The sequence below is a fragment of the Aeromonas molluscorum genome, assembly GCF_051376105.1.
GTDB lineage: Bacteria > Pseudomonadota > Gammaproteobacteria > Enterobacterales > Aeromonadaceae > Aeromonas > Aeromonas molluscorum.
The window spans coordinates 269,626-290,534 of record NZ_JBPQCY010000003.1; the positions used below are offsets into that span (position 1 = coordinate 269,626).

22 protein-coding genes are annotated in these 20,909 nt (G+C 55.7%); 8 read left to right on the forward strand and 14 right to left on the reverse strand.

Features of this window, described 5'->3' with window-relative positions:
• Positions 1–13: 13 nt before the first annotated feature.
• The 10 genes from atpH to mioC form a co-directional block, all read right to left on the reverse strand.
• Positions 14–547 (reverse strand): F0F1 ATP synthase subunit delta, encoded by a 534-nt coding sequence (atpH, locus tag ACSMDR_RS20530; RefSeq protein ID WP_005893184.1) that lies wholly within the window; start codon positions 545–547, stop codon positions 14–16.
• A gap of 13 nt (positions 548–560) precedes the next feature.
• Positions 561–1,031 carry a F0F1 ATP synthase subunit B gene (gene atpF / locus ACSMDR_RS20535; protein WP_005893182.1) on the reverse strand — a complete coding sequence of 157 codons (471 nt, stop codon included), beginning with the start codon at positions 1,029–1,031 and terminating at the stop codon, positions 561–563.
• Positions 1,032–1,082: 51 nt separating this feature from the next.
• Positions 1,083–1,322, reverse strand: a complete 240-nt coding sequence (atpE, locus tag ACSMDR_RS20540) for a F0F1 ATP synthase subunit C (protein ID WP_005893179.1) — start codon at positions 1,320–1,322, stop codon at positions 1,083–1,085.
• A 62-nt stretch (positions 1,323–1,384) separates the two neighbouring features.
• Positions 1,385–2,164, reverse strand: coding sequence for a F0F1 ATP synthase subunit A (atpB, locus tag ACSMDR_RS20545; protein WP_005893177.1), 780 nt, complete (start codon positions 2,162–2,164; stop codon positions 1,385–1,387).
• An 8-nt stretch (positions 2,165–2,172) separates the two neighbouring features.
• A complete protein-coding gene (locus tag ACSMDR_RS20550) occupies positions 2,173–2,583 on the reverse strand; it encodes an ATP synthase subunit I (RefSeq protein WP_005893175.1) in 411 nt (136 codons plus the stop codon).
• 193 nt (positions 2,584–2,776) lie between these two features.
• A complete protein-coding gene (locus ACSMDR_RS20555) occupies positions 2,777–3,682 on the reverse strand; it encodes a ParB/RepB/Spo0J family partition protein (protein ID WP_005893174.1) in 906 nt (301 codons plus the stop codon).
• Entirely contained in the window at positions 3,679–4,482 is an 804-nt protein-coding gene (locus ACSMDR_RS20560) for a ParA family protein (RefSeq protein WP_436469523.1), read from the reverse strand. The genes ACSMDR_RS20555 and ACSMDR_RS20560 overlap by 4 nt, the downstream gene beginning before the upstream one ends.
• A gap of 35 nt (positions 4,483–4,517) precedes the next feature.
• Entirely contained in the window at positions 4,518–5,135 is a 618-nt protein-coding gene (rsmG, locus tag ACSMDR_RS20565; RefSeq protein ID WP_436469524.1) for a 16S rRNA (guanine(527)-N(7))-methyltransferase RsmG, read from the reverse strand.
• Between the two features lie 9 nt (positions 5,136–5,144).
• Positions 5,145–7,034 (reverse strand): tRNA uridine-5-carboxymethylaminomethyl(34) synthesis enzyme MnmG, encoded by a 1,890-nt coding sequence (mnmG, locus tag ACSMDR_RS20570; protein WP_005893167.1) that lies wholly within the window; start codon positions 7,032–7,034, stop codon positions 5,145–5,147.
• Between the two features lie 518 nt (positions 7,035–7,552).
• A complete protein-coding gene (gene mioC, locus ACSMDR_RS20575) occupies positions 7,553–8,002 on the reverse strand; it encodes an FMN-binding protein MioC (protein WP_005893164.1) in 450 nt (149 codons plus the stop codon).
• A 382-nt stretch (positions 8,003–8,384) separates the two neighbouring features.
• Here mioC and ACSMDR_RS20580 point away from each other — a divergent pair, with 382 nt between their 5' ends.
• From ACSMDR_RS20580 to ACSMDR_RS20605, 6 genes are all read left to right on the forward strand, one after another.
• Positions 8,385–10,478 carry a TonB-dependent siderophore receptor gene (locus ACSMDR_RS20580; RefSeq protein ID WP_040318847.1) on the forward strand — a complete coding sequence of 698 codons (2,094 nt, stop codon included), beginning with the start codon at positions 8,385–8,387 and terminating at the stop codon, positions 10,476–10,478.
• Positions 10,479–10,538: 60 nt separating this feature from the next.
• The gene (locus tag ACSMDR_RS20585) at positions 10,539–12,218 is read left to right on the forward strand and encodes a multidrug ABC transporter permease/ATP-binding protein (protein WP_436469525.1); all 1,680 of its coding nucleotides are present in this window, start codon (positions 10,539–10,541) and stop codon (positions 12,216–12,218) included.
• Between the two features lie 118 nt (positions 12,219–12,336).
• Positions 12,337–13,101, forward strand: a complete 765-nt coding sequence (locus ACSMDR_RS20590) for an ATP-binding cassette domain-containing protein (RefSeq protein ID WP_436469526.1) — start codon at positions 12,337–12,339, stop codon at positions 13,099–13,101.
• 37 nt (positions 13,102–13,138) lie between these two features.
• On the forward strand, positions 13,139–13,990 hold the full coding sequence (locus tag ACSMDR_RS20595) for an ABC transporter substrate-binding protein (protein ID WP_436469603.1): 852 nt from the start codon (positions 13,139–13,141) through the stop codon (positions 13,988–13,990).
• Positions 13,983–15,989 (forward strand): Fe(3+)-hydroxamate ABC transporter permease FhuB, encoded by a 2,007-nt coding sequence (gene fhuB, locus ACSMDR_RS20600; RefSeq protein ID WP_436469527.1) that lies wholly within the window; start codon positions 13,983–13,985, stop codon positions 15,987–15,989. Before ACSMDR_RS20595 ends, fhuB begins: the two co-directional genes overlap by 8 nt.
• 61 nt (positions 15,990–16,050) lie before the next feature.
• Complete coding sequence (locus tag ACSMDR_RS20605; RefSeq protein ID WP_436469528.1) at positions 16,051–16,335, forward strand: hypothetical protein; 285 nt, start codon at positions 16,051–16,053, stop codon at positions 16,333–16,335.
• Between the two features lie 407 nt (positions 16,336–16,742).
• On the opposite strand, the gene ACSMDR_RS20610 is transcribed toward ACSMDR_RS20605, so the two are convergent.
• The 3 genes from ACSMDR_RS20610 to ACSMDR_RS20620 all read right to left on the reverse strand — a co-directional run bounded on the left by ACSMDR_RS20610 (position 16,743) and on the right by ACSMDR_RS20620 (position 18,001).
• Entirely contained in the window at positions 16,743–17,201 is a 459-nt protein-coding gene (locus ACSMDR_RS20610; protein ID WP_436469529.1) for a hypothetical protein, read from the reverse strand.
• Positions 17,202–17,270: 69 nt separating this feature from the next.
• Positions 17,271–17,417, reverse strand: a complete 147-nt coding sequence (locus tag ACSMDR_RS20615; RefSeq protein ID WP_436469530.1) for a hypothetical protein — start codon at positions 17,415–17,417, stop codon at positions 17,271–17,273.
• An 11-nt stretch (positions 17,418–17,428) separates the two neighbouring features.
• Complete coding sequence (locus ACSMDR_RS20620) at positions 17,429–18,001, reverse strand: hypothetical protein (RefSeq protein ID WP_436469531.1); 573 nt, start codon at positions 17,999–18,001, stop codon at positions 17,429–17,431.
• 671 nt (positions 18,002–18,672) lie between these two features.
• On the opposite strand from ACSMDR_RS20620, the gene ACSMDR_RS20625 reads away from it, so the two are divergent.
• Together ACSMDR_RS20625 and ACSMDR_RS20630 are read left to right on the forward strand one after the other, a co-directional pair.
• A complete protein-coding gene (locus ACSMDR_RS20625; RefSeq protein WP_436469532.1) occupies positions 18,673–20,118 on the forward strand; it encodes an OmpA family protein in 1,446 nt (481 codons plus the stop codon).
• A gap of 81 nt (positions 20,119–20,199) precedes the next feature.
• Positions 20,200–20,445: a DUF4124 domain-containing protein gene (locus ACSMDR_RS20630; protein ID WP_436469533.1), complete on the forward strand. Its 246-nt coding sequence runs from the start codon at positions 20,200–20,202 to the stop codon at positions 20,443–20,445.
• A gap of 144 nt (positions 20,446–20,589) precedes the next feature.
• Here the strand turns inward: ACSMDR_RS20630 and ACSMDR_RS20635 are convergent, their stop codons facing one another.
• Positions 20,590–20,889, reverse strand: coding sequence for a hypothetical protein (locus tag ACSMDR_RS20635; protein ID WP_436469534.1), 300 nt, complete (start codon positions 20,887–20,889; stop codon positions 20,590–20,592).
• Positions 20,890–20,909 lie beyond the last annotated feature (20 nt).

The window sequence follows — 20,909 nt, forward strand, 5'->3', positions numbered from 1 at the left end:
TCTAATACCCCAATCAAGATTGCAGCGCGTCGGCCATGCGATCCAGCTTACCGCGGACAGTACCGTCGATAACCAGATCTCCGGCCTTGATGAGCACTCCGGCCATCAAGGACGCATCCATGCTGCAATTCAGCTTCACTTTGCGTGCGAGACGTTGCTCCAGAGAAGCCTGAATAGCGGCCTTCTGCTGGTCGGTCAGTACATGGGCCGAAATGACGTCAGCCTGAATCTCTTTGTCGAGTTCAGCCTTGAGCAATACATATTCGGTCACGACCGCCGGCAGCACACCCAAGCGACCATTCTCAGCCATCACCCGCATCAGGTTCTGGCCATGCTCGTCGAGTTGCTCACCACAGACACTCACAAACAGATTTGCGAGTTCTTCGGCAGCCACAGAGCCGTTTACCAGGGAGTGGATTGTCTCGTTCTCCACGACTTGCGCCGCGAAACCGAGCATCCCGAGCCACTGGTCAACCGCCTTGTGCTCAACGGCAAACTCGAAAGCAGCCTTGGCGTAGGGGCGAGCGATTGTAGTCAGTTCAGACATAGCCCCGTTCCCGTTACAGTTCTGCTACCAGTTTGTCGACGATGTCGCTGTTGGCAGCCTGGTCGATGTGACGTGCCAGGATCTTCTCTGCGCCGGCGACGGCAAGAGCAGCAACCTGCTTGCGCAGTTCTTCTGTGGCACGATGACGTTCAGCTTCAAGCTCGGCACGGCCTTGAGCCAGGATTTTCTCCCGCTCTGCCTGGGCACCAACTGCCGCTTCATCGATGATCTGGGCTTTACGTTTGTTAGCCTGTTCAACGATTTCAGCAGCCTGGCGCTTGGCTTCTTTCAGCTGATCGGTGGCATTGGCCTTGGCCAAATCCAGATCTTTCTTGGCGCGTTCTGCGGAAGACAAGCCGTCAGCAATTTCTTTCTGGCGGGCTTCAATGGCTGCAATCAGCGGCGGCCATACGTACTTCATGCAAAATACTACGAAGAAGAAAAAAGCGATTGCTTGGCCGAGGAGGGTGGCGTTGATATTCACAGCCGATTTCCTCTTAAGTTAGTTAATGGGTTCTGCGTGAGTCGTAACGACTTAGGCAACCGCAAACATCACATACAGACCCAGACCAACGGCGATCATCGGGATCGCATCAACCAGACCCATCACGATGAAGAACTGGGTACGCAGCACAGGGATCAGATCCGGCTGACGAGCAGCGCCTTCCAAGAATTTACCACCCAGGATACCGATACCGATGGAGGCGCCGATCGCGGCCAGGCCCATCATCAAAGCAGCAGCCATGTACAGCAGGTCCATGTTCAAGTTTTCCATGAGGATCTCCATTTATTTTTTGGTAATTGGTTGTTTAAAAAGGTGTTATTTGAGTTGCATCATCAATGGTCTTCCTGCGCCATCGACAGATAGACGATGGTCAGAACCATGAAGATGAATGCCTGCAAGGTGATGATCAGTATGTGGAAAATTGCCCAAGGCACGGACAGGATCCACTGTGACCACCAGGGTAACAAACCCGCAATCAGGATAAAGATCAGTTCGCCAGCATACATGTTGCCGAACAGTCGCAGACCCAGAGAGACTGGCTTGGAAATCAACGTGACGGTTTCAAGGATGAAGTTAACAGGGATGGCCGCAGGATGATTGAAAGGCTGAAGTGTCAGCTCCTTCACAAACCCTTTGATACCCTTGACCTTGATGCTGTAATACAGGATCAAGAAGAACACGCCCAAAGCCATGGACATGGTGATGTTAACGTCAGCAGAGGGAACCACACGCAGATAGGGAACACCCATCAATTGTGCAGCGTGAGGGATAAAGTCAACGGGGATCAGATCCATGAAGTTCATCAGGAAGATCCACACAAACACCGTCAGCCCCAAAGGTGCGATGACCTTGTTGCGACCGTGAAAGATGTCCTTGACGTTACTATTCACAAACTCGACCAGCATCTCCACGAAGCACTGAAGTTTACCCGGTACGCCGCTGGTGGCCTTGACGGCGACTCGACGGAACGACCAGATAAACAGGGTGCCCAACAGAACAGAAAATATCATAGAGTCGATATTCACTGTCCAGAACCCAGACCCTACTTGCAGATGGGTCAGATGGTGGGAGATATATTCCTGAGGAGTCAGGACTTCTCCGGTTGCAGCCATGAGTTTTCCTAATAGTGGTTGTTAAGCGTGAATGAGACTATCCACTGTACAACGAGGGCGAGGATATAAGTGGCGAAGAAGGAGATGGTGTTTATCTCGATCCCTGCACCAAACATCAGGGCGAAGAGTCCTGTTGTAGCAATGAGCTTAATCCCTGCCCCACCATAAAAGTCCCGCAACACCAGTCCCACACTCTCTTTCGTCACCTTGCGGCGCAGAACCCAGAGTGTGAACAAGGCCTGAGGAACCCAATACATTCCCCCCCCGTAGAGGGAGGAATATCCGGCGTTAGCCCCCGCCTGATAAAACCAGACTGACGCTATCGCCAGGATCAGGACGAGCTGACAAACGAGCATCGCCAAGGCCAGTGTTAAACCTTCCAAGGCTATTTTCTGTTTCACCAACTCACCTCTGAACATTACAGAACTGTAAAAAATCGGGTTCCGAAGACCCCGAATTCACAGCTCTAAAAGCCGGTCAAATTATACCCGTGAAGACGGCTATTGCAACATGGCAAAAACCCTTAATTTTTGCGGCTTTCCGCACAAAATTAAGGTTATGTTCATATCGAAAGGAATGGATGTTTTATTACTACAAAAAGCGTAAAAATTACTATTCTGATAGGCCAAAATAGCCCAATACTCGGTCCAATTCCGCCAAGTTCTCGTAACTTATTACTAACTTGCCACTATTCTGCTTGCCTTGCTGCAGTTGTACCTTGTTGCCAATTTTTTCTGCAATCTGGCGTTCAATGTAAGCAAATTGTGGATCGCGAACCGGTTCGGCTTTGGTTTTTGCCGGTTCCAGTGATTTTTGCACCAAGCGCTCGGTATCGCGCACGGTCAGCCCTTTTTGCGCCACCTGCTTGGCCAGTTCGGACTGGGCCGGGCCACTCAGGGCCAGCAGGGCTCGGGCATGGCCCATGTCGAGGTCGCCATGCTCCACGAAACGCTTCACGTCGTCGTTGAGCTGGTTAAGACGCAGCAAGTTGGTGACAGTGGTGCGCGACTTGCCCACAGCCTCGGCCACCTGCTGGTGGGTGAGTTCAAATTCGGTCAGCAGTCGCTGCAGGGCGACCGCCTCCTCGATGGCATTGAGGTCTTCGCGCTGGATGTTCTCAATCAGAGCGATGGCGACTGCTGCTTCGTCGGGCACGTCCTTGATGATGCAGGGCACCACCTCGAGACGGGCCAGCTGGGAGGCGCGCCAGCGTCGTTCACCGGCGATGATTTCAAAGGATTGCTCACCGAGGGGGCGGACCACTATGGGCTGGATCACCCCCTGGGCACGAATGGAGTTGGCCAGGTCTTCCAGTGCGTCCTGCGACATGTCCTTGCGCGGCTGGTACTTGCCGGAGCGCAGCCACTCCAGCGGCAGCTTGCGTAGCTCGCCCTGGGGGGCGGGAGCCATGGCCTGTTCGGTGCGCTGATCGCTCATCACCTGTTTCTGGCGCGCAGCCGTGCTGGTGCTGAGCAGGGCGTCCAGCCCCTTGCCCAGTCCACGTTTTTTCAGGGTCATATGCTCTCTCGATCTGCGGTGGTCAGTTGGGCTTCCTGCTCCTGGCGGCGCAGTATCTCGCCTGCCAGCGCCAGATAGGCCTTGGCGCCCACCGATGATTTGTCATAGTGCATGGCCGGAGCGCCAAAGCTGGGCGCCTCCGCCAATCTCACGTTGCGGGGGATGATGGTGCGATAGACCTTGTCCCCGAAGTGCTGTTTCAGCTGATCGGACACATCATTGGCCAATCGGTTACGGTGATCGAACATAGTGCGCAGCACCCCTTCGATCTTGAGATCCGGATTGACCACGGCCGCCAGCTTGCTGATGGTATCAACCAGCGCCGTCAACCCCTCAAGGGCATAGTACTCGCACTGCATGGGCACCAGCACCGAATCGGCGGCAGCCATGGCATTGACGGTCAGCATGTTGAGTGAGGGGGGGCAGTCGATGAAGATGTAATCGTATTGGTCGCGCACCGAGGCGATGGCGTTGCGCAAGCGGAGCTCGCGGGCGAAGAATTCCATCAGCCGGATCTCCGCCGCCGTCACGTCGGCGTTGGCGGCGATAAGGTGATAGCCCCCCGAGGTCTCGGTGACGATGACGTCCCGCACCGGGGTATCTTCGATGAGCAGCTCATAGGCGGTGCGCTCGACATCGTACTTGTCAACGCCGCTGCCCATGGTGGCATTACCCTGGGGATCCAGATCGATCACCAGCACCTTGCGGCGGGTGGCTGCCATGGAAGCCGCCAGGTTCACGCAGGTGGTGGTTTTTCCGACCCCCCCCTTCTGGTTGGCGATGGCAATGACTTTTCCCACAAGATCCCCTCAATGAAACGGCAGCCCAAGCGGGCCTAGATAGTTTTAAACTCCAGCAGGTGACGCTCACCTTCCAGCTCAGGCACCACCAGTTGATGGGAGGCCACCAGACGGATATTGGCCGGCAACTGGGCCAGCTCCTGCTCGGGATACTGTCCCTTGAGTGCCAGGAAGCTGCCCTGTTCAGCAGGCAGATGATCACACCAGCGCAGCATGTCTTCCAGCGAGGCAAATGCCCGGCTCAACACGCCATCGAAGCCTTGTTCGGGTCGAAACTCTTCCACCCGGCTCAGTACAGGGGTCACATTGGTGAGGCCAAGCTCCTGGATCACCTGGCGGATGAAGTTGATCCGTTTGCCAAGGCTGTCGAGCAACACGAACTGCTTGTCCGGGTTGATGATGGCCAGCGGCAAGCCTGGCAGGCCCGGGCCTGTGCCGACATCGATGAACCGCTCACCGTGCAAGTGCTCGCTAACCACCAGACTATCGAGGATGTGCTTGACCAGCATCGCATCGGGATCACGCACCGAGGTGAGATTGTAAGCCTTGTTCCACTTGTGCAGCAACTCAACCAGCTTGATAAGCTGGGTCTTTTGAGTCTCTGTTATAACGATATCGGCCTGCGCGAGCAGGCCGTTCAATCTTTCCAGCATGGGGATCCTCTAGGCGGTTTTACGCAGCAGGCCGTTTTTCTTGAGATGGACCAGCAGGATGGAGATGGCCGCCGGTGTGATGCCGGAGATGCGGGAGGCCTGACCTATGGTCTGCGGCTTGGCATCGCTCAGCTTGGCGATCACCTCGTTGGAGAGGCCGTTCACATCGCGGTAATTCATGTCGAGCGGCAGCAGGGTGCTCTCGTTGCGAAGCTGTTTCTCCACTTCGTCCTGCTGACGATCGATGTAACCGGCGTACTTGATCTGGATCTCAACCTGATCGGCGGCAGCCGGATCCTCGAGGGCAGGTCCAACCCCTTCGATCGCCATCAGCGCATCGTAGGTCACCTCGGGGCGACGCATCAGCTCTTCCAGACTGTGCTCACGGCTGATCGGGGTATTAACCAGGGCATTGATGCCGGGTACGGCGGCATGCTGGGGATGGATCCAGGTCGAACGCAGTCGTTGGCGCTCCAGCTCCACCTGCTCCAGCTTGGTATTGAATTTGGCCCAGCGCTCGTCATCGACCAGACCCAGTTCGCGACCGGCCGAGGTCAGACGCAGATCCGCATTGTCTTCACGCAGCAGCAAGCGATATTCGGCACGACTGGTGAACATACGGTACGGCTCGCGGGTACCCAGGGTGGAGAGATCGTCCATCATGACGCCGAGGTAAGCCTGATCACGACGGGGATGCCAGGCATCCTTGCCCTGAGCGCGCAGAGCCGCGTTCAGGCCGGCCAGCAAACCTTGCGCTCCGGCCTCTTCGTAGCCAGTGGTGCCGTTGATCTGGCCGGCGAAGAACAGATTGGGGATGCACTTGCTCTCCATGTTCGCCTTGAGATCCCGGGGATCGAAAAAGTCATATTCGATGGCGTAGCCGGGTCGAGTGATATGGGCATTCTCAAAGCCCCGGATCGAACGCACGATCTGGATCTGCACATCGAATGGCAGGCTGGTCGAGATGCCGTTCGGATAGAGTTCGTGGGTGGTCAAGCCCTCAGGCTCGACGAAGATCTGGTGCGCCGTCTTGTCGGCAAAGCGGGTGATCTTGTCCTCGATCGACGGGCAGTAGCGTGGCCCTATCCCCTCGATTACCCCGGCGTACATGGGGCTGCGATCCAGATTATTGCGGATCACCTCATGAGTACGCTCGTTGGTATGAGTCATGTAGCAGGAGATCTGGCGCGGATGCTGGCTCGCCTCGCCGATGAAGGAGAACACCGGAGTCGGGGTGTCACCCGCCTGTTCCTGCATCACGGACAGATCGACACTGCGGGCATCGATACGCGGCGGCGTGCCGGTCTTGAGTCTGTCGATGCGAAGCGGCATTTCACGCAGACGTTGCGCCAGGGCGATCGAGGGAGGATCACCTGCCCGTCCGCCCTTGTAATTATCCATGCCGATGTGGATCAAGCCGTTGAGGAAAGTTCCGACGGTCAGTACCACCGTCTTGCCACTGAAACGGATCCCGCTCTGAGTCACGACCCCGGCGACACGATCCCCGTCCATGATCAGATCATCGCAAGCCTGCTGGAAGATCTTAAGATTCGGTTGGTTCTCCAACATCTCTCGTACGGCTGCTTTGTAGAGCAGACGATCCGCTTGAGCACGGGTGGCTCGTACGGCTGGGCCTTTGGAAGAGTTGAGCGTTCTAAACTGGATCCCGCCAAGATCGATGGCTCTCGCCATGATCCCACCGAGGGCGTCAATTTCCTTGACCAGGTGTCCCTTACCGATCCCACCGATTGCCGGGTTGCACGACATGTGGCCCAGGGTATCGATGTTGTGAGTCAGCAACAACGTATTCATACCCATACGGGCAGACGCTGCTGCGGCCTCGGTTCCTGCATGACCGCCACCGACGACGATCACATCAAATTGTTCATGGTATTGCATTGGGATCACCTTGATCTGCACGCCTGAGATCGTTTTGTTTGCCGTCTTCATCCCCGAGTTAAGGGGGCAAACATTCTATCTGTTTCCCGTGATCAGTGAAACGTCTAGTTAACGGCCTTTCTGGGATCCGGATCCGTTAGTAGATCTTAAGGATCTTTAGATCGATCTCTTATTAGATCTTTTATTAGGATCCAGGGTTTCTGTTGATAAGCACTTTTTGATCATAAAGATCATTACCTTAAAGACGATCTCAGCCTGTGGAAAAGCTTGGATCCTGGCCCGGTGAACCGGGGGACAACCAGTGCTTTTATGCACAGGCCCTAAACCGACCGGATCTGATACATAGGATAACTATAGGTTTTACATAGGTTTTAAGCATAGTTATCCACATTACCCCCAGTTCTTGTGGGTAACCATGTAGAACAAGTCAATGGGATCGGATTGTGAATAACCTGGTGGATAGTAAATCAAGGCGGGGCAGGGGAGATCTTGCTCTGGAAAGGGATCTCCCTGGTTGATCAGGAGATCGAAGCCATCCAGGGCTGGATCCAGGCTTCGGCGGCATCTTCCGGTATCTCATACTGGGTCACGTCTATCTCGAGCCGCTCACCGATCCGGCTGGCACCGCACTCGGCCAGCCGTTGATCCAGGGTCTTGCCGCCGGCACAAAAGGTGTCGTAACTACGGTCGCCCAGTGCGATCACACCATAGCGAAATGCGCCAAGATCCGGTTTTTGTTCATAAAGATCTTTAACGAAGGGCTGGAGGTTGTCCGGTACCTCCCCGGCGCCATGGGTGGAGGTGACCACCAGCACTATGGCGTCTGGCTCGGCGACTATCTTGGCAAGCCGGGCGGGATTATGGATCTCGCTTTGGTGACCGGCCTGATTGAGCAGATCGGCGACATGGTCGGCGACGTACTCGGCAGCACCTAACATCGAGCCGACAATGAGGTTGAATTTGGCCATGGGGATATGCCTCCTGGATGCATTAAGGATCCGGATTCTACCGCCAAAGCATGTGGATAAAAATGGATAAGAACTGGCGATATTGGTGGGATTTATTTTTTGGCGGGATCCGGATCCGGATCATCAAAGACGGCTCATCACGACTTCTTCCTTTATATAGGGAGAACTCACCTAGACCCTTATGTGTCCTGTTTATCAATAATTGGGAAGATCTCTTTGTTTAATCTCAATGCGGATGCAAATGATTGGCAATTATTAAATCGATTCAACAATCTTCATGTAGTAGCATGACGCCGCATTATTCGCCGCTTTGGCGGCAGAGCGAGCCCAGACTCGACCCATAAAAACAAAGCCTGACTCATATTAAATTTGAGACTTAAACATGACACTACCAGCCGTTCCTTTTACTCCTCAACGATCCATTTTCGGTCGCTTGATCCCCCTTGCCTGCTTGTTCGGGGCAGTGCCAGCCGTTGCTGAAGATGCTCTGCCCAAGGCGAGTGAGACCATGGTCGTGACCGGTACCGCCATGAAGATTGAGGTGCCGATGGCCGAGACGCCTCGCGCCGTTTCCGTGGTCAATCGCGAGGAGCTGGATCAGCATGCCGTGCTGCAGCTCGACGAATCCCTGCGTTATCGATCTGGCGTCCTCTCCGGCCTCTATGGTTCAGATAACAACACCAACTGGTTCAAGGTACGCGGCTTCGATGCCGCCTCTTATCTGGATGGCAACCGCTTGTTCAGCACCGGCTACTATGTGTGGACGCCGGAGCCCTTCGGTCTGGAAAACGTGGAGTTATTGAAAGGACCCGCTTCCATTCTTTATGGTGAGGCGCCTCCTGGCGGCGTGGTCAATGCGCTCAGCAAGCGTCCTACCGCTACGCCTCAGGGGCTGGTGAATCTGCAACTGGGTGACCGGGATCATCGTCAGGTCGGGGTGGATGTCTCCGATCAGCTGAGCGATGACAGCCGCTATCGTTTCGTCGCGCTCTACAACGAGCGTGATGGCGTGCTGGATGGTACCTACAATGAGCGAGCCTATGTGGCGCCAAGCGTGACTCTGGATATCTCCGATAGCACCAGTCTCACCCTGCTGGCCAGTTTTCAGCATGACGAAGGGGTGCCTACCAACGGTTTCTTCCCGGTCTATGGCACCCTCAACACTGCGCCGGGCCAGATAGATCCCAGCACCAACCTGAGCCAGCCGGATTACGATCGCAACCGCAACACCCAGATTTCCGCCGGTTATGAGCTCTCCCACCAGATCAACCAGACCTGGGAGTTCAAGCAGAACGTCCGCTTCAACTACAACGATCTGCTGCTGCGTCAGACCTATATTTTCCCAACCTACGACAGCACGACCGCTTACCGTGGTCTGATCTACCGTGATGGCGACACCAAGAGTGTCAACATGGACAACCAGATGGTGGGTTACTGGAGTAGTGAGCGCACCGAGCAGACCCTGCTGCTGGGGGTCGATCTGCAGCGCCACGTCAATGAAGGGAATGAGGCTGACAACTACGGCATGGGATCCATCGATACCATGCACCCGGATCACGGCAACTTCCCGGGCTTTGATGAGTCAACGGCCACCTACCAGAAGAGCACCAAGGGCCAGAGCGGCCTCTATGCCCAGCATCAGATCCGCTGGGATGATCGCTGGTTGCTGACCGCAGGTGGCCGCTTCGACTATGTGGAGACCCACAATATCAGCGAAGCGACCAGCAAGAACGAGAGACAGTACGATGACAACCTCTCGCTCTCCGGCAGCCTGATGTACCTGGCCGATAACGGACTCTCCCCCTACTTCACTTATGCCGAGTCGTTTGAAGTGCTGCCGGGCATCGACCCCAATACCAAAAACGCCTATAAGCCGCTGGAAGGCAAGTTGTACGAGACCGGTATCAAGTATGCCCCCGGCTTCCTCGATGGTTACATCAACCTGGCGCTGTTCAACCTGGAACAGACCAACTCGCTGGTCTCCACCGGTTCCGGCCAGCAGACCCAGGCCGGTGAGGTGACCTCCCAGGGCATAGAGCTGGAAGGCAGCGTGCAAGCGACAGCGGCTCTGCGCCTGACCGGGGCTTATACCTATACCGATGCCAAGACCAATGACACCGGTGATGGCGATCGTCGCGCCAGCCTGATCCCGCGCCACCAGGCCTCCTTCTGGGGTAACTACCAGGTGCAGCAAGGCCCTGTCTCCGGACTGGAAGTCGGTACTGGTGTGCGCTATATCGGCTCCAGCGTCGGCATAGGTGCCGTGGATGCCAATTACAACCCCGTCTATGGTTCGGCCAAGGTGCCAGCCCAGACGGTGTGGGATGCGATGATCGGGTATGACTTTGCCAAGAACTGGCGTGCCCAGCTCAACGTCAACAACCTGCTGGATGACACCTATGTCGCCAGCTGTGACTACTACTGCTACTACGGTGAACCCCGCAGTGTGGTAGGTAGCGTCAACTACCGCTGGTAATCAGACACGGGTTGCCCGCTGGGCAACCCGTTTTCCTTTCATACCCCGACAGAGATTTCCATGGAGCTGTTGTACCTCGTCTATCGCCACTATCGCTGGCCATTCATCGCCATCACCCTGCTCAGTATGGGTTCCGCCCTGCTCGGCATCGGGGTTATCGCCTTTATCAACAGCTATCTGATCGAATCAGTTGGCGATCCTGTTTCCGTCATCTTCCAGCTGATCGGGCTTATTCTGGCGCTCATGGTCGTCACGCTCAGTTCACAACTGGCGCTGACCACCCTAGGGCACCATTTTGTTTACCACCTGCGTGGCAAGCTGCTCAAGCAACTGCTCGACACCGATGTCGCCCAGGTCAAACGCATCGGCCAGGGGCCGCTGCTCGCCTCCCTTTCCAGTGACATCGGCAGTATCACCATCGCCTTCGTGCGCCTGCCCGAGCTTATCCAGGGCACCATTCTGACTCTGGGATCGGCCATTTATCTCGGCTGGCTCTCTCCCGGCATGCTGCTGTGGACCGCGCTCTGGGTCGGTGCCACCATGGTGATCGGCTGGTTGCTGGTCAAGCGGGTTTATAGCCATCTGGGCTTGATGCGCGCCGCAGAGGATCGCCTCTATCAGGATTACCAGGCCATGATAGAGGGCAACAAGGAGCTGGCCCTGAACCGGGACCGAGCCCGTGACCTCTATCAGCAGCAATACCAACCCAATGCCCTCGACTATCGCCATCACATCATCAGGGCCGACACCTTCCACCTCAGTGCGGTGAACTGGTCGAATATCATGATGCTGGGTGCCATCGGCCTCGCCTTCTTCCTCGCCAACGGGCTGGGCTGGGCCAATACCAATGTGGCCGCCACCTATGCCCTGACCCTGCTGTTCCTGCGTACCCCTCTGTTGCAGGCGATCGGCGCCCTGCCAACCCTGCTGGCGGCTCAGGTCGCCTTCAACAAACTCAGGGCCCTGGCGCTGGCCGACCATGAACCCGAGTTCGCGGCCCGTTCAGCCTCGCCGACGGATGGGCTGGTGCAGTGGCAGATCCTCAGCCTGAGGCAGGTGGTGTTCCATCATGATGGTCAGGGCGATCGGGCCGGTTTCAGCGTCGGCCCCATCGACCTCGAGATCCGTCGTGGCGAGCAGCTGTTTGTCATCGGCGGCAATGGCTCGGGCAAGTCGACCCTGGCCATGCTGCTGACCGGGCTCTATCGGCCGGTCAGCGGCGAGATCTTGCTTGATGGCGAGCCTGTCACCGACAGGGAAGCCTATCTCGGACTCTTCTCCGCCATCTTTACCGATTATCACCTGTTCGATCGCCTGCTGGGGCCTGATGGCCAAGCGCCGGATCCCGAGCGGGTCCAGCAATGGCTGCACCTGTTGCAGATGGAGAGCAAGCTGGTGCTCGATGGAGCCCGGATTACCAATATCCAGCTATCCCAGGGCCAGCGCAAACGGGTTGCCCTGCTGCTGGCGGTCGCCGAACAGCGCGACATCATGCTGTTCGATGAGTGGGCGGCGGATCAGGATCCGGAATTCAGACGCATTTTCTACCGTGAGCTGCTGCCGCGTCTCAACGCCATGGGCAAGACGGTGATCGCCATCAGCCATGACGATCACTACTTCCCGCTGGCCGATCGCCTGTTGGAGATGCGCCATGGCCAGCTCAGCGAACTGACCGGTGCCGAGCGCGATCGTGTCAGCCTTGATGTAGTGGGCCGCCTGGCCGAGCCGCAAGAGAGCTAAAGGGAAGGGCGCCTGGCTCGCGCTGTGTCCGGGGATGCCGGACGTGCCGAGCCGGGCTTGTCCCACGACATGCCAAGGGCGCCTCTGCCATGGGGCGCCATCACCCACGGGACTGCTGATGTTTGAGATGAAATCCGCAGGTTTTGCCATTCAGGGCAAGACGCTGCTGCAACCCACCAGCCTGAGCTTCAAGCAGGGCAAGGTTTATGGCCTTATCGGCCATAACGGTTCTGGCAAATCGACCCTGATCAAGCTGCTGGCTCGCCAGCAGGATTGCCATGGCGGCGAGATCTGCTTTGATGGGCGCCCCCTGGGCGACTGGAGCCATCAGGCGTTTGCCCGTCAGGTCGCCTATCTGCCCCAGCACCTGCCGAGTACCGATAACCTGCTGGGCCGCGAGTTGGTCGAGTTTGGCCGTTATCCCTGGCGCGGACTCTTTGGCCGTCATCGCCAGCAGGACAAGGACAAGGTCGAGCAGGCCATCGCCCTGACCCACACCCAGGGCTTTGCCGATCGGCTGGTGGATACCCTCTCCGGTGGTGAGCGGGGGCGGGTCTGGCTCGCCATGCTGCTGGCCCAGGAGAGCCGCTTCATTCTGTTGGATGAGCCCTTGGCCGCGCTGGATGTGGCCCATCAGGTGGAGGTGTTGACCCTGATCCGCACCCTCTGCCAGCAGCTGGGTCTGGGGGTCATCATCGTCATCCACGACATCAACATGGCGGCCCGTTTTTGCGATCATCTGGTGGCGCTGCACTCGGGGTCCGTGCTGGTGCAGGGGGAGCCTGACACCATCATGACCAGCGAGACCCTGGAGTCTGTCTACGGCATCCCCATGGCCGTGATGCGTCATCCGGCGCAGACTCACTCCATCGCCATACTGTGAGGGCATAGTGAACAGATTAAAATCGTTGCGCACCGTCTTGCTGGGTCTGATCTGTCTGCCGACCTTGTTGGTTGCCGTTCAGGCCGAGCCGCGTATCGCCACCGTGGATTGGACCATAGCCGAGACCCTGCTCGCCCTGGGCGTGACCCCGGCTGGTATGGGCGACATGAGCTCTTACCGGGCCTGGGTAAAGGCGCCAGCGATGCCACCGTCCGTGGTCGATCTTGGTCTGCGGGCTCAGCCGAATCGCGAGCTGCTGGCCGAACTCAACCCAGATCTCATCCTCATTTCTCCTCTGGCTGCCCCCCTGGCCCCCGCGTTGAGCAAGATAGCGCCGGTCAAATCCATCACCCTCTACTCTCCCGACGGGGACTACTGGACTCAGCTCGCCAGTGCGACCCGGGGCATTGCCGCTCTGGTCGACAAGTCAGCGGAGGCGGACACGCTGCTGAGCGGGCTGGATGAGGAGCTGGCTGAACTCAAGGCAGGGTTGCCCAAACACCTGCCCCCGCTATTGCTGGTGCAGTTTATCGATGAGCGCCACGTGCGGGTGTTCGGGCAGCACAGCATGTATGACTCTGTGATGGGCAAGCTGGGGCTGCGCAATGCCTGGCAGGCGCCGACCAACTACTGGGGATTCGCCTCGGTCAGCATAGAGAGCTTCGCGACCATGGATGAAGCCCGGCTTGTCATCGTCGACCCCTTGCCAAGCGGCGTGGCTGCCAAACTGGCTGCCCCCGGTCTGTGGCAACATCTGCCCCTGGTGCAAAACGCCAAGCCGCTGCATCTTCCTCCCGTGTGGAGTTTCGGCGGCGTGCTGTCGGCTCGCCGTTTCGCCCAGCAACTGAGCCAGGCCTTGCAAGCCGATGCCGGAGTTCCCCATGAATAGCCTGTCACAACGGCCCCTGAACCGGGGCGTACTACCAGGCCCCGCGGCCTTGCTCTGCCTGGTATTGTTGCTGCTGACCTGCGCGGTCGCAGGGTGGGTATTGAGCCACTGGTTACCTTTTTCCCTCTGGGCCCAGGCTATACTGGCCCCGGATTACGGGGATGCCCGTCAGGCGGTGATGCACTTTAGCCTGCTGCCGCGACTCGCCGTCACGCTGCTGGCGGGGGCCGGACTGGCGCTGGCCGGCGTCTTGATGCAACAGGTGCTGCGTAATCCGCTCGCGTCGCCCACCACCCTGGGAGTCGCCTCTGGGGCCCAGCTTGCGTTGTTGCTGGCGACCTTGCTGGCACCGGGTCTGCTGGTGGCGCGGGAGTGGATCGCCATGGCGGGTGGCACGGGAGCCATGGCCCTGGTATTCATGCTCACCTGGCGCCGGGATCTCAATCCCCTGGTCATCGTTTTTGCGGGCCTGGTGATCAACCTCTATCTGGGAGCCATCAGTCTGGCGCTGCTGTTGTTCCATCAAGAAGAGCTCAAGGGCATGCTGGTGTGGGGCAGTGGTGCCCTGGCTCAGGATAGCTGGGAGGGGGTGAGTTATCTGTTGCCCCGTCTGCTGCTGGGGCTGGGATTGGCCGCCGTCTTGCTTCGTCCCCTGGCGGTGCTGGAGCTGGACGATGCCAGTGCCCGCAGTCTGGGGATCGCCCTCAAGAAACTGCGGTTTGCCGGGCTGGGCGTCGCGGTATTTGTCACCGCCTGTGTGGTGAGCGTGGTCGGCATCATCGGCTTTATCGGTCTGGCTGCTCCCATCATGGTCAGATTGCTAGGGGCTCGATCCCTCGGCCAGCGTCTGCTGTGGGCCCCGTTGCTTGGGGCCCTGCTGCTCAGTCTCACCGATCTGTTACTGCAGGGCGCGAGCCGCTTCTGGCCACTGATGATACCGACAGGGGCCATGACGGCACTGCTTGGCGCCCCGCTGTTGCTCTGGCTCATCCCCCGTCTCGCCCTGCACAAACAGCAACCCAAGATGGCTGCCACCTTGACCATACAACGGCATAGCCACCCGTCCAGACTGTTGTGGGGACTGGGATTGGCGTTGCTGCTCACCCTGATAGGCTCACTGGCACTGGGGCAGGGCGTCAATGGTTGGAGCTGGCCATCGCTGGCTCGCTGGCAGGCGCAATGGGAGTGGCGATTACCCCGTACCCTGGCGGCCGCCGCAGCCGGTATCTTGTTGGCGCTGGCGGGAACGCTGCTGCAACGGGTCAGCCGCAATCCCATGGCGAGCCCCGAGCTGCTGGGGGTGAGTGGTGGCACAGTCATGGGTCTGCTGCTGGCGGCCTTTCTGCTACCCGCCTTGCCACTGCCGTTGATGCTGTTGGCGGGGGTAGCGGGGGCAGTGCTGGTGCTCTTGCTGCTGCTGGCGTTGAACAGGTGCAGCGGCTTTCAGCCCGAACGAATCTTGCTGTGTGGCATCGCCATCACCGCCATGCTGGACCCCGTGCAGAGCATCGCCCTGGCCAATGGCGATCCCAGGGTTCAGCTGTTGCTGGCCTGGATCTCGGGCTCCACCTATTACGTGACTGGCCCCATGGCACTGGGACTCGCCTTGTTGGCGGGCATCATGTTGAGTGGCATCCTGGCTCTGGGACGCTGGCTCGATATCCTGCCCCTGGGCAGCGCGGCGGCCGGGGCGCTCGGATTGAATACCCGCCGTGTCCAGCTGCTGATCCTGCTGCTGGTGGCCCTGCTCACCGCCAGTGCCACCCTGGTGATAGGACCGCTCTCTTTCGTCGGCTTGCTCGCCCCCCACATGGCCAAGCTGATGGGCTTGGTACGCGCGCGTGCCCATCTGCTCGGTGCCAGCCTGTGCGGCGCGCTGTTGATGGTGCTGGCTGACTGGGCGGGTCAGCAGCTGCTCTTCCCCATGGAGATCCCCGCCGGTCTGGTATCCACCTTGTTAGGGGGTGCTTACTTCATGTGGTGCCTGCGTCGCCTTTAGGGTCGCTAAAAAAATGCACAAAAAAAGCCCGGGTGACCCCGGGCTTTTCATTGTCTGCCCTATGGAACTATTTGCCGATACAGAAACTAAAAATGTAAAACCACTCAAAGTGTTAGAAAGCTATTGGCGCACATGTGGAGTGCAACTTTTTGTCAGGTTTTATCATGGAAGTACCCATTTAGAAGATTTTCAGTACGTTAAAAGTGGGACGATATTAGGCCTGCTTGTTCTTGTTTTTAAGATCAAGTATCACCTGTTCGCAATGGGGCTTAAAGCTTCAGGCAGCGTTTGGTCGTTTGTCACAGCCCATACATTTAAAGACAGAGTCGCCAGTCAGCGAGATTAAGCATTTTCTCGCCGAGACACTCCTACATTGGAAACAGGGAATAAACGTGAGCTCCGGACCAAAACAGCCTTAGATGCCCTTAAGTCAAGGCTGGTAGGTAAGGGACTAAAGAAAGCCCCTTTGAGGATTTGATTCATTTAACACTATTCATTTAACACACCTCCATGTACTGCGCGGGCGCGTTAATTCTAAGTAAATAATACAAAAGCTAAAAATAAGACTCTGGAAATAGAATTCATCTCAAGGTCATATAGAGTCAACGGCGCCCGTTACATTTACAACCTGACGGGTATAGATATTCCCAAGCTTAAACCAGGACTCTTTATACGCTGGATTAGTCTAAGTTAAGGGTTTCGGCGTCGGTGAAACGGGCTTCTGTGTAGGCTTGTTCGGCGATTTTCAGTCTGTCAGTGAAGGATACATCGGTCTGTGGCTTGTTCGGTGCCGCCGTATTTTTCCGCCCAAATTCTTCCGGTAATAGGACCATCACATCCGATTGGTACAGGAATGCGCGGCCCCACCTTATAGCCACGATTCGCCATCATGCGATCGCGGGAGTCGTTTACCACGTTGCCAAACTCCGCAAACCGCTGAGCAGTCAAAGATTCATTGTGGATCTGTCGGCGCTCGAAGTAATGGGTTGAACCGCGATAGGCTTGAATGAACTTGCCAACGTTGTATGCGTTGACCAAGGGGCTGGCCTGAACATCCGGGTCGTTAAGCTTGATGGCTTCATTATATAAACTGATCCCTGATGCCAGCGTCGCCTCATGGTTAACGCGCTGCAGCCCTGCCATCAATGTAATGAGCTGGTCTTGGGCAAAGATAAAGGGGTCACCGCCAGTCTTGATGGTATTTCTCAGCACTGTGGTACCTTTGTGCATGACTTCGGTCAGCTTTTCTATGATAGGTTCGACATAGGGGATCTATTGGATTCAGTCAGCGATGGTTTCAAGATTTCCGGTGAACTCGTGGATCATATTTGTCCATGACGCGAGCGCTACGACCTGGCCGATGGCAATTTGATTAGCAACCCTAGCCCGATTGGTGATGGCGATAACATTCATATCGCGGGTAATCATGGTGACGCCTGCTATTGATACTCTGCCTTCCATAAAGTCAAAGGTTCGGCGGAGCACCATTGCCAGAATTTCGTTTCCACCATGTCACTTGCCGTGGCAGCATCCCGCCCCTCAAACAAGCGCCAATTTTCCTCTGCAGATTTCAGGGCATACTGTCTCAAGTGACCGGAGACAGTCTCGAAATCGGATGGCTCAAGAAGAAACATGCTGCCATCCCTGAAATACTCCCAAGGCATCTGATCTTTAGGTTGTCGTTGATGATTCTGGAAGAACGCCTCGCTGTAGATACTGGCCGAAGCGCCTGCCGACACACAGTCGTTCCAACGTTGGCAGCGAAAGAAATACTCGTCCTCTGCCTCAGCTGTGCCACTTAATTCACTGTAGGGGCAAGCTCGTTCCCAAGGCTTATCGATATTGGTTTCGGCTATACCTTTGCGCGCCAGCTCAATCTCATGGGGCTTGGGAAGCATCTCCAATAACAAGTCATAGCCGGATTTTTCCTCTGCAATGGAAATAGAGGCGGCGCTGAGCAGCGAGACACAAAGTAAAAATTTTGTCAGAAATAACCTTGTTCTGAATCGCATTGTTACACCTAAGTCACTGTTGATATGAAGTTGAAATACATGCCAATCCTAATCATCTAATTTACTTTTCCAAATAGAAGAAGGTTCGACCGCGCACCATTACCTGAATTGCTTTTTAACGAGTTTGTCGGCTTCGCCAGCACTGCGCCCTTCAAACAAGCGCCAATTTTTTCGGCAAACTTCAAGGCATGGTTATACGAATGCCCCGAACCGCCACCAAATTCTGCGTCATTCTTGGCCAAGTCTTCGCCATCGTCTTTCCACTGCTGAGGAATTTTCTCCCCCGTTTTATGGTGCTTGAAAAAACCGTCAGTAAACCGACTCGCATTAGCACCCGCTGTTTTACAATCTTGCCAGCGGTGACAACGCAGGGCTCAGGCTTTTGTGTACAATCTACAAAAATTACGCGATTGATATGTTGTTCATCCGTGTATGATAATGCTTTGCGCAAACACCGACCATTCGCAAGGTAAAGCTGCTTTAACTCAGGTAGTAAGTCAAAATCCTCTCCCTTCATGTGTATATTGGCGCGAGTTCGTATATCCATATAGTTCTCGGGTATTTTTCAGCTTAAAAAATACGGAGGCTGACACTTTACTTGTTTTGTCGTATCATCCTGCCCTCTTAATTAATACGCTAAAGTAAGATTCGCCCGCTGAAAAGGATTTTTTATGGGACAAAATACTTTATTGAGTGCAGTGTTTTTGGTTGTTACTGCCTTCAGTACCTCTGCCAGTACGCTTTTCAACACCTTTCCGGATGCCGAATATCCCGCAGAAAAACGCATTCATTTTACGCCATTCGATCTCATTACTGCCGTTGATGGAGACAAGCTCTCCGTTTTGCCTATGTCAGGCAAACTTACCCAACACAGCTTCGAACTGCCAGACAGCTATACGCTGGAGCTGGTTATCAATAACTATTTGGCACAATTAAAAAAACTAAATGCTGAGATAGTGTTTCAATGTCAGCAGGAAGCCTGCGGTGATCCCTATGTTCTAAGGGACCAGTTGGCACCGAGGATAACCGTAGATACCAGTTATCCCGGCGCATACGTGGCGGCAAAGCTCACTGGCGCCAGTGGGGATGTTTACAGCGTCATCTATGCCTTTCACCGTGATGACCGTTACACCAAGGTACAGCTTGTTACCCTTGAGAGTATTCCCGAGCCACTGGGGCTGATTGAGGCAAACCCGGCGTTTTTACAGCAGGCTCCACAAGAGGTGGAGATACAAGATAGGCGCAGTGAAGATAATCAGGACTCGGCAGATCATCCGCTGCTTGGCCGCATGCCAGGCAGTTTCATCAGTCGCTACAAGCAAACCAATTTTACCCAAGTCCCTGTGATCGTCGGCATATCAGCAGCCGGTTATCAGACCAAGCCACTCGATGCCAAACTCACCGAGATACGTTATCGGATGCCAGAGGAATACTCGCTGTTTGAAATCAGCAGTAACTACGCCGCCGCTGCCAAAAAGCTGGCCGCTGAGTCCGTATTCCATTGCAAGGGTAAAGCCTGTGGTGACGATGCCGAACTGATAAAGTCTATGGGGTTACATCAGGATGATAATACCGATGAATGGCAAGACTATCAGCTATTTAAACTGAGCCGCCCTGGTGGTGATGTGTATTTCGATATCTATGTCCAGAGCCGCTACGATGGCACGCCGGCAGACACCACTGTGCGAGTGATGGAGCTCTCGGCACTGAAAGATGACAGGGTTGTCATTGACCTCGATGCGCTCACCAAGGCCATTACCCAATCCGGCAAGGCTACCTTGGAAGGCCTGCTGTTCGATTACGACAGTGACCAGATGCTGTCAGAGTCCAAGCCAGTGCTGGAAGTACTGGCAAGCTACCTTAAGCAGCATCCGAAGCTGGATTTTTATGTGGTCGGCCATACCGACGATAAGGGCGACAACCGCTATAACCAGAGCCTGTCACAGCGTCGGGCGGCGGCAGTAATAAAACAGCTCACCGAGCAATACCAGATCCCCGCCAGCCAATTAGCAGCCCATGGCAATGGCGAGTACAGCCCCGTTGCCAGCAATGCTAACGAAGCAGGCCAGCGGTTGAATCGCCGTGTGGAGTTGGTGCTTCGCTCTGACAAAAAGTAACCCACAGAACCTTCGCAGCCGGTTACTTTGTACGGCCATCAGCTGCGAGGGTAACCAGTTGGTTACATAGGGAAATTGGCCATGAAGTTGCAGATTGCTTTACAGGGGCTGTTGCTCGGACTGGTCTTTGTACCATCGCTAGCTGTCGAAGAGATTTATAAGTGGGTCGATAAAGATGGCAAGGTACATTTTAGTGTCAGAACCGGCGATAACGCCGAGGTAGTAAAGCCCAAAAACAGCATCAAAGCCGATGAACCGCGCTTCAGCAAAAGAGTCTCGGTTGAAAAAGCCAAATCCTTGGCCGCAGGATCGATAGCTATGATGTAGACATGGACGAATACTTCGGCGGCGATGGCAGTTAGATGGACCAGCATTATCGGGGTAAAGGTTGAGTGCACGGCCGCTGGACTCAATGCAATGGCAACCGCAAGATGATCACATCGTCGGGTTACGGCAAAACTGTTATTTGATCTAAGTAGTCAAAGAAGCTGGCATAATAAGTTTTGTGCGGTCATCCAATCCATGTTTGGCTGATTCCATTTCCAGTAGACGCTTGGCACGAATGGCCTCAGCTTTTTGCAATGTGATTTTATTATGCTCGCGCTCAACGGCGTTTTTTGGCTTGTTGTAAAGGAATAGATTCAGCGGTTCGTAAGAGCGCTTTTGAGCTCTTGAACCGTCTTCCGAGGTCTTTGAGCCGTAATAGTACACAAGCCCGATAGCTCGCAGGCCATTCTTATCTGGTTCTCGTTTTTGTATATTGATTTTCATCGATTTTTCTCATCTTGTGC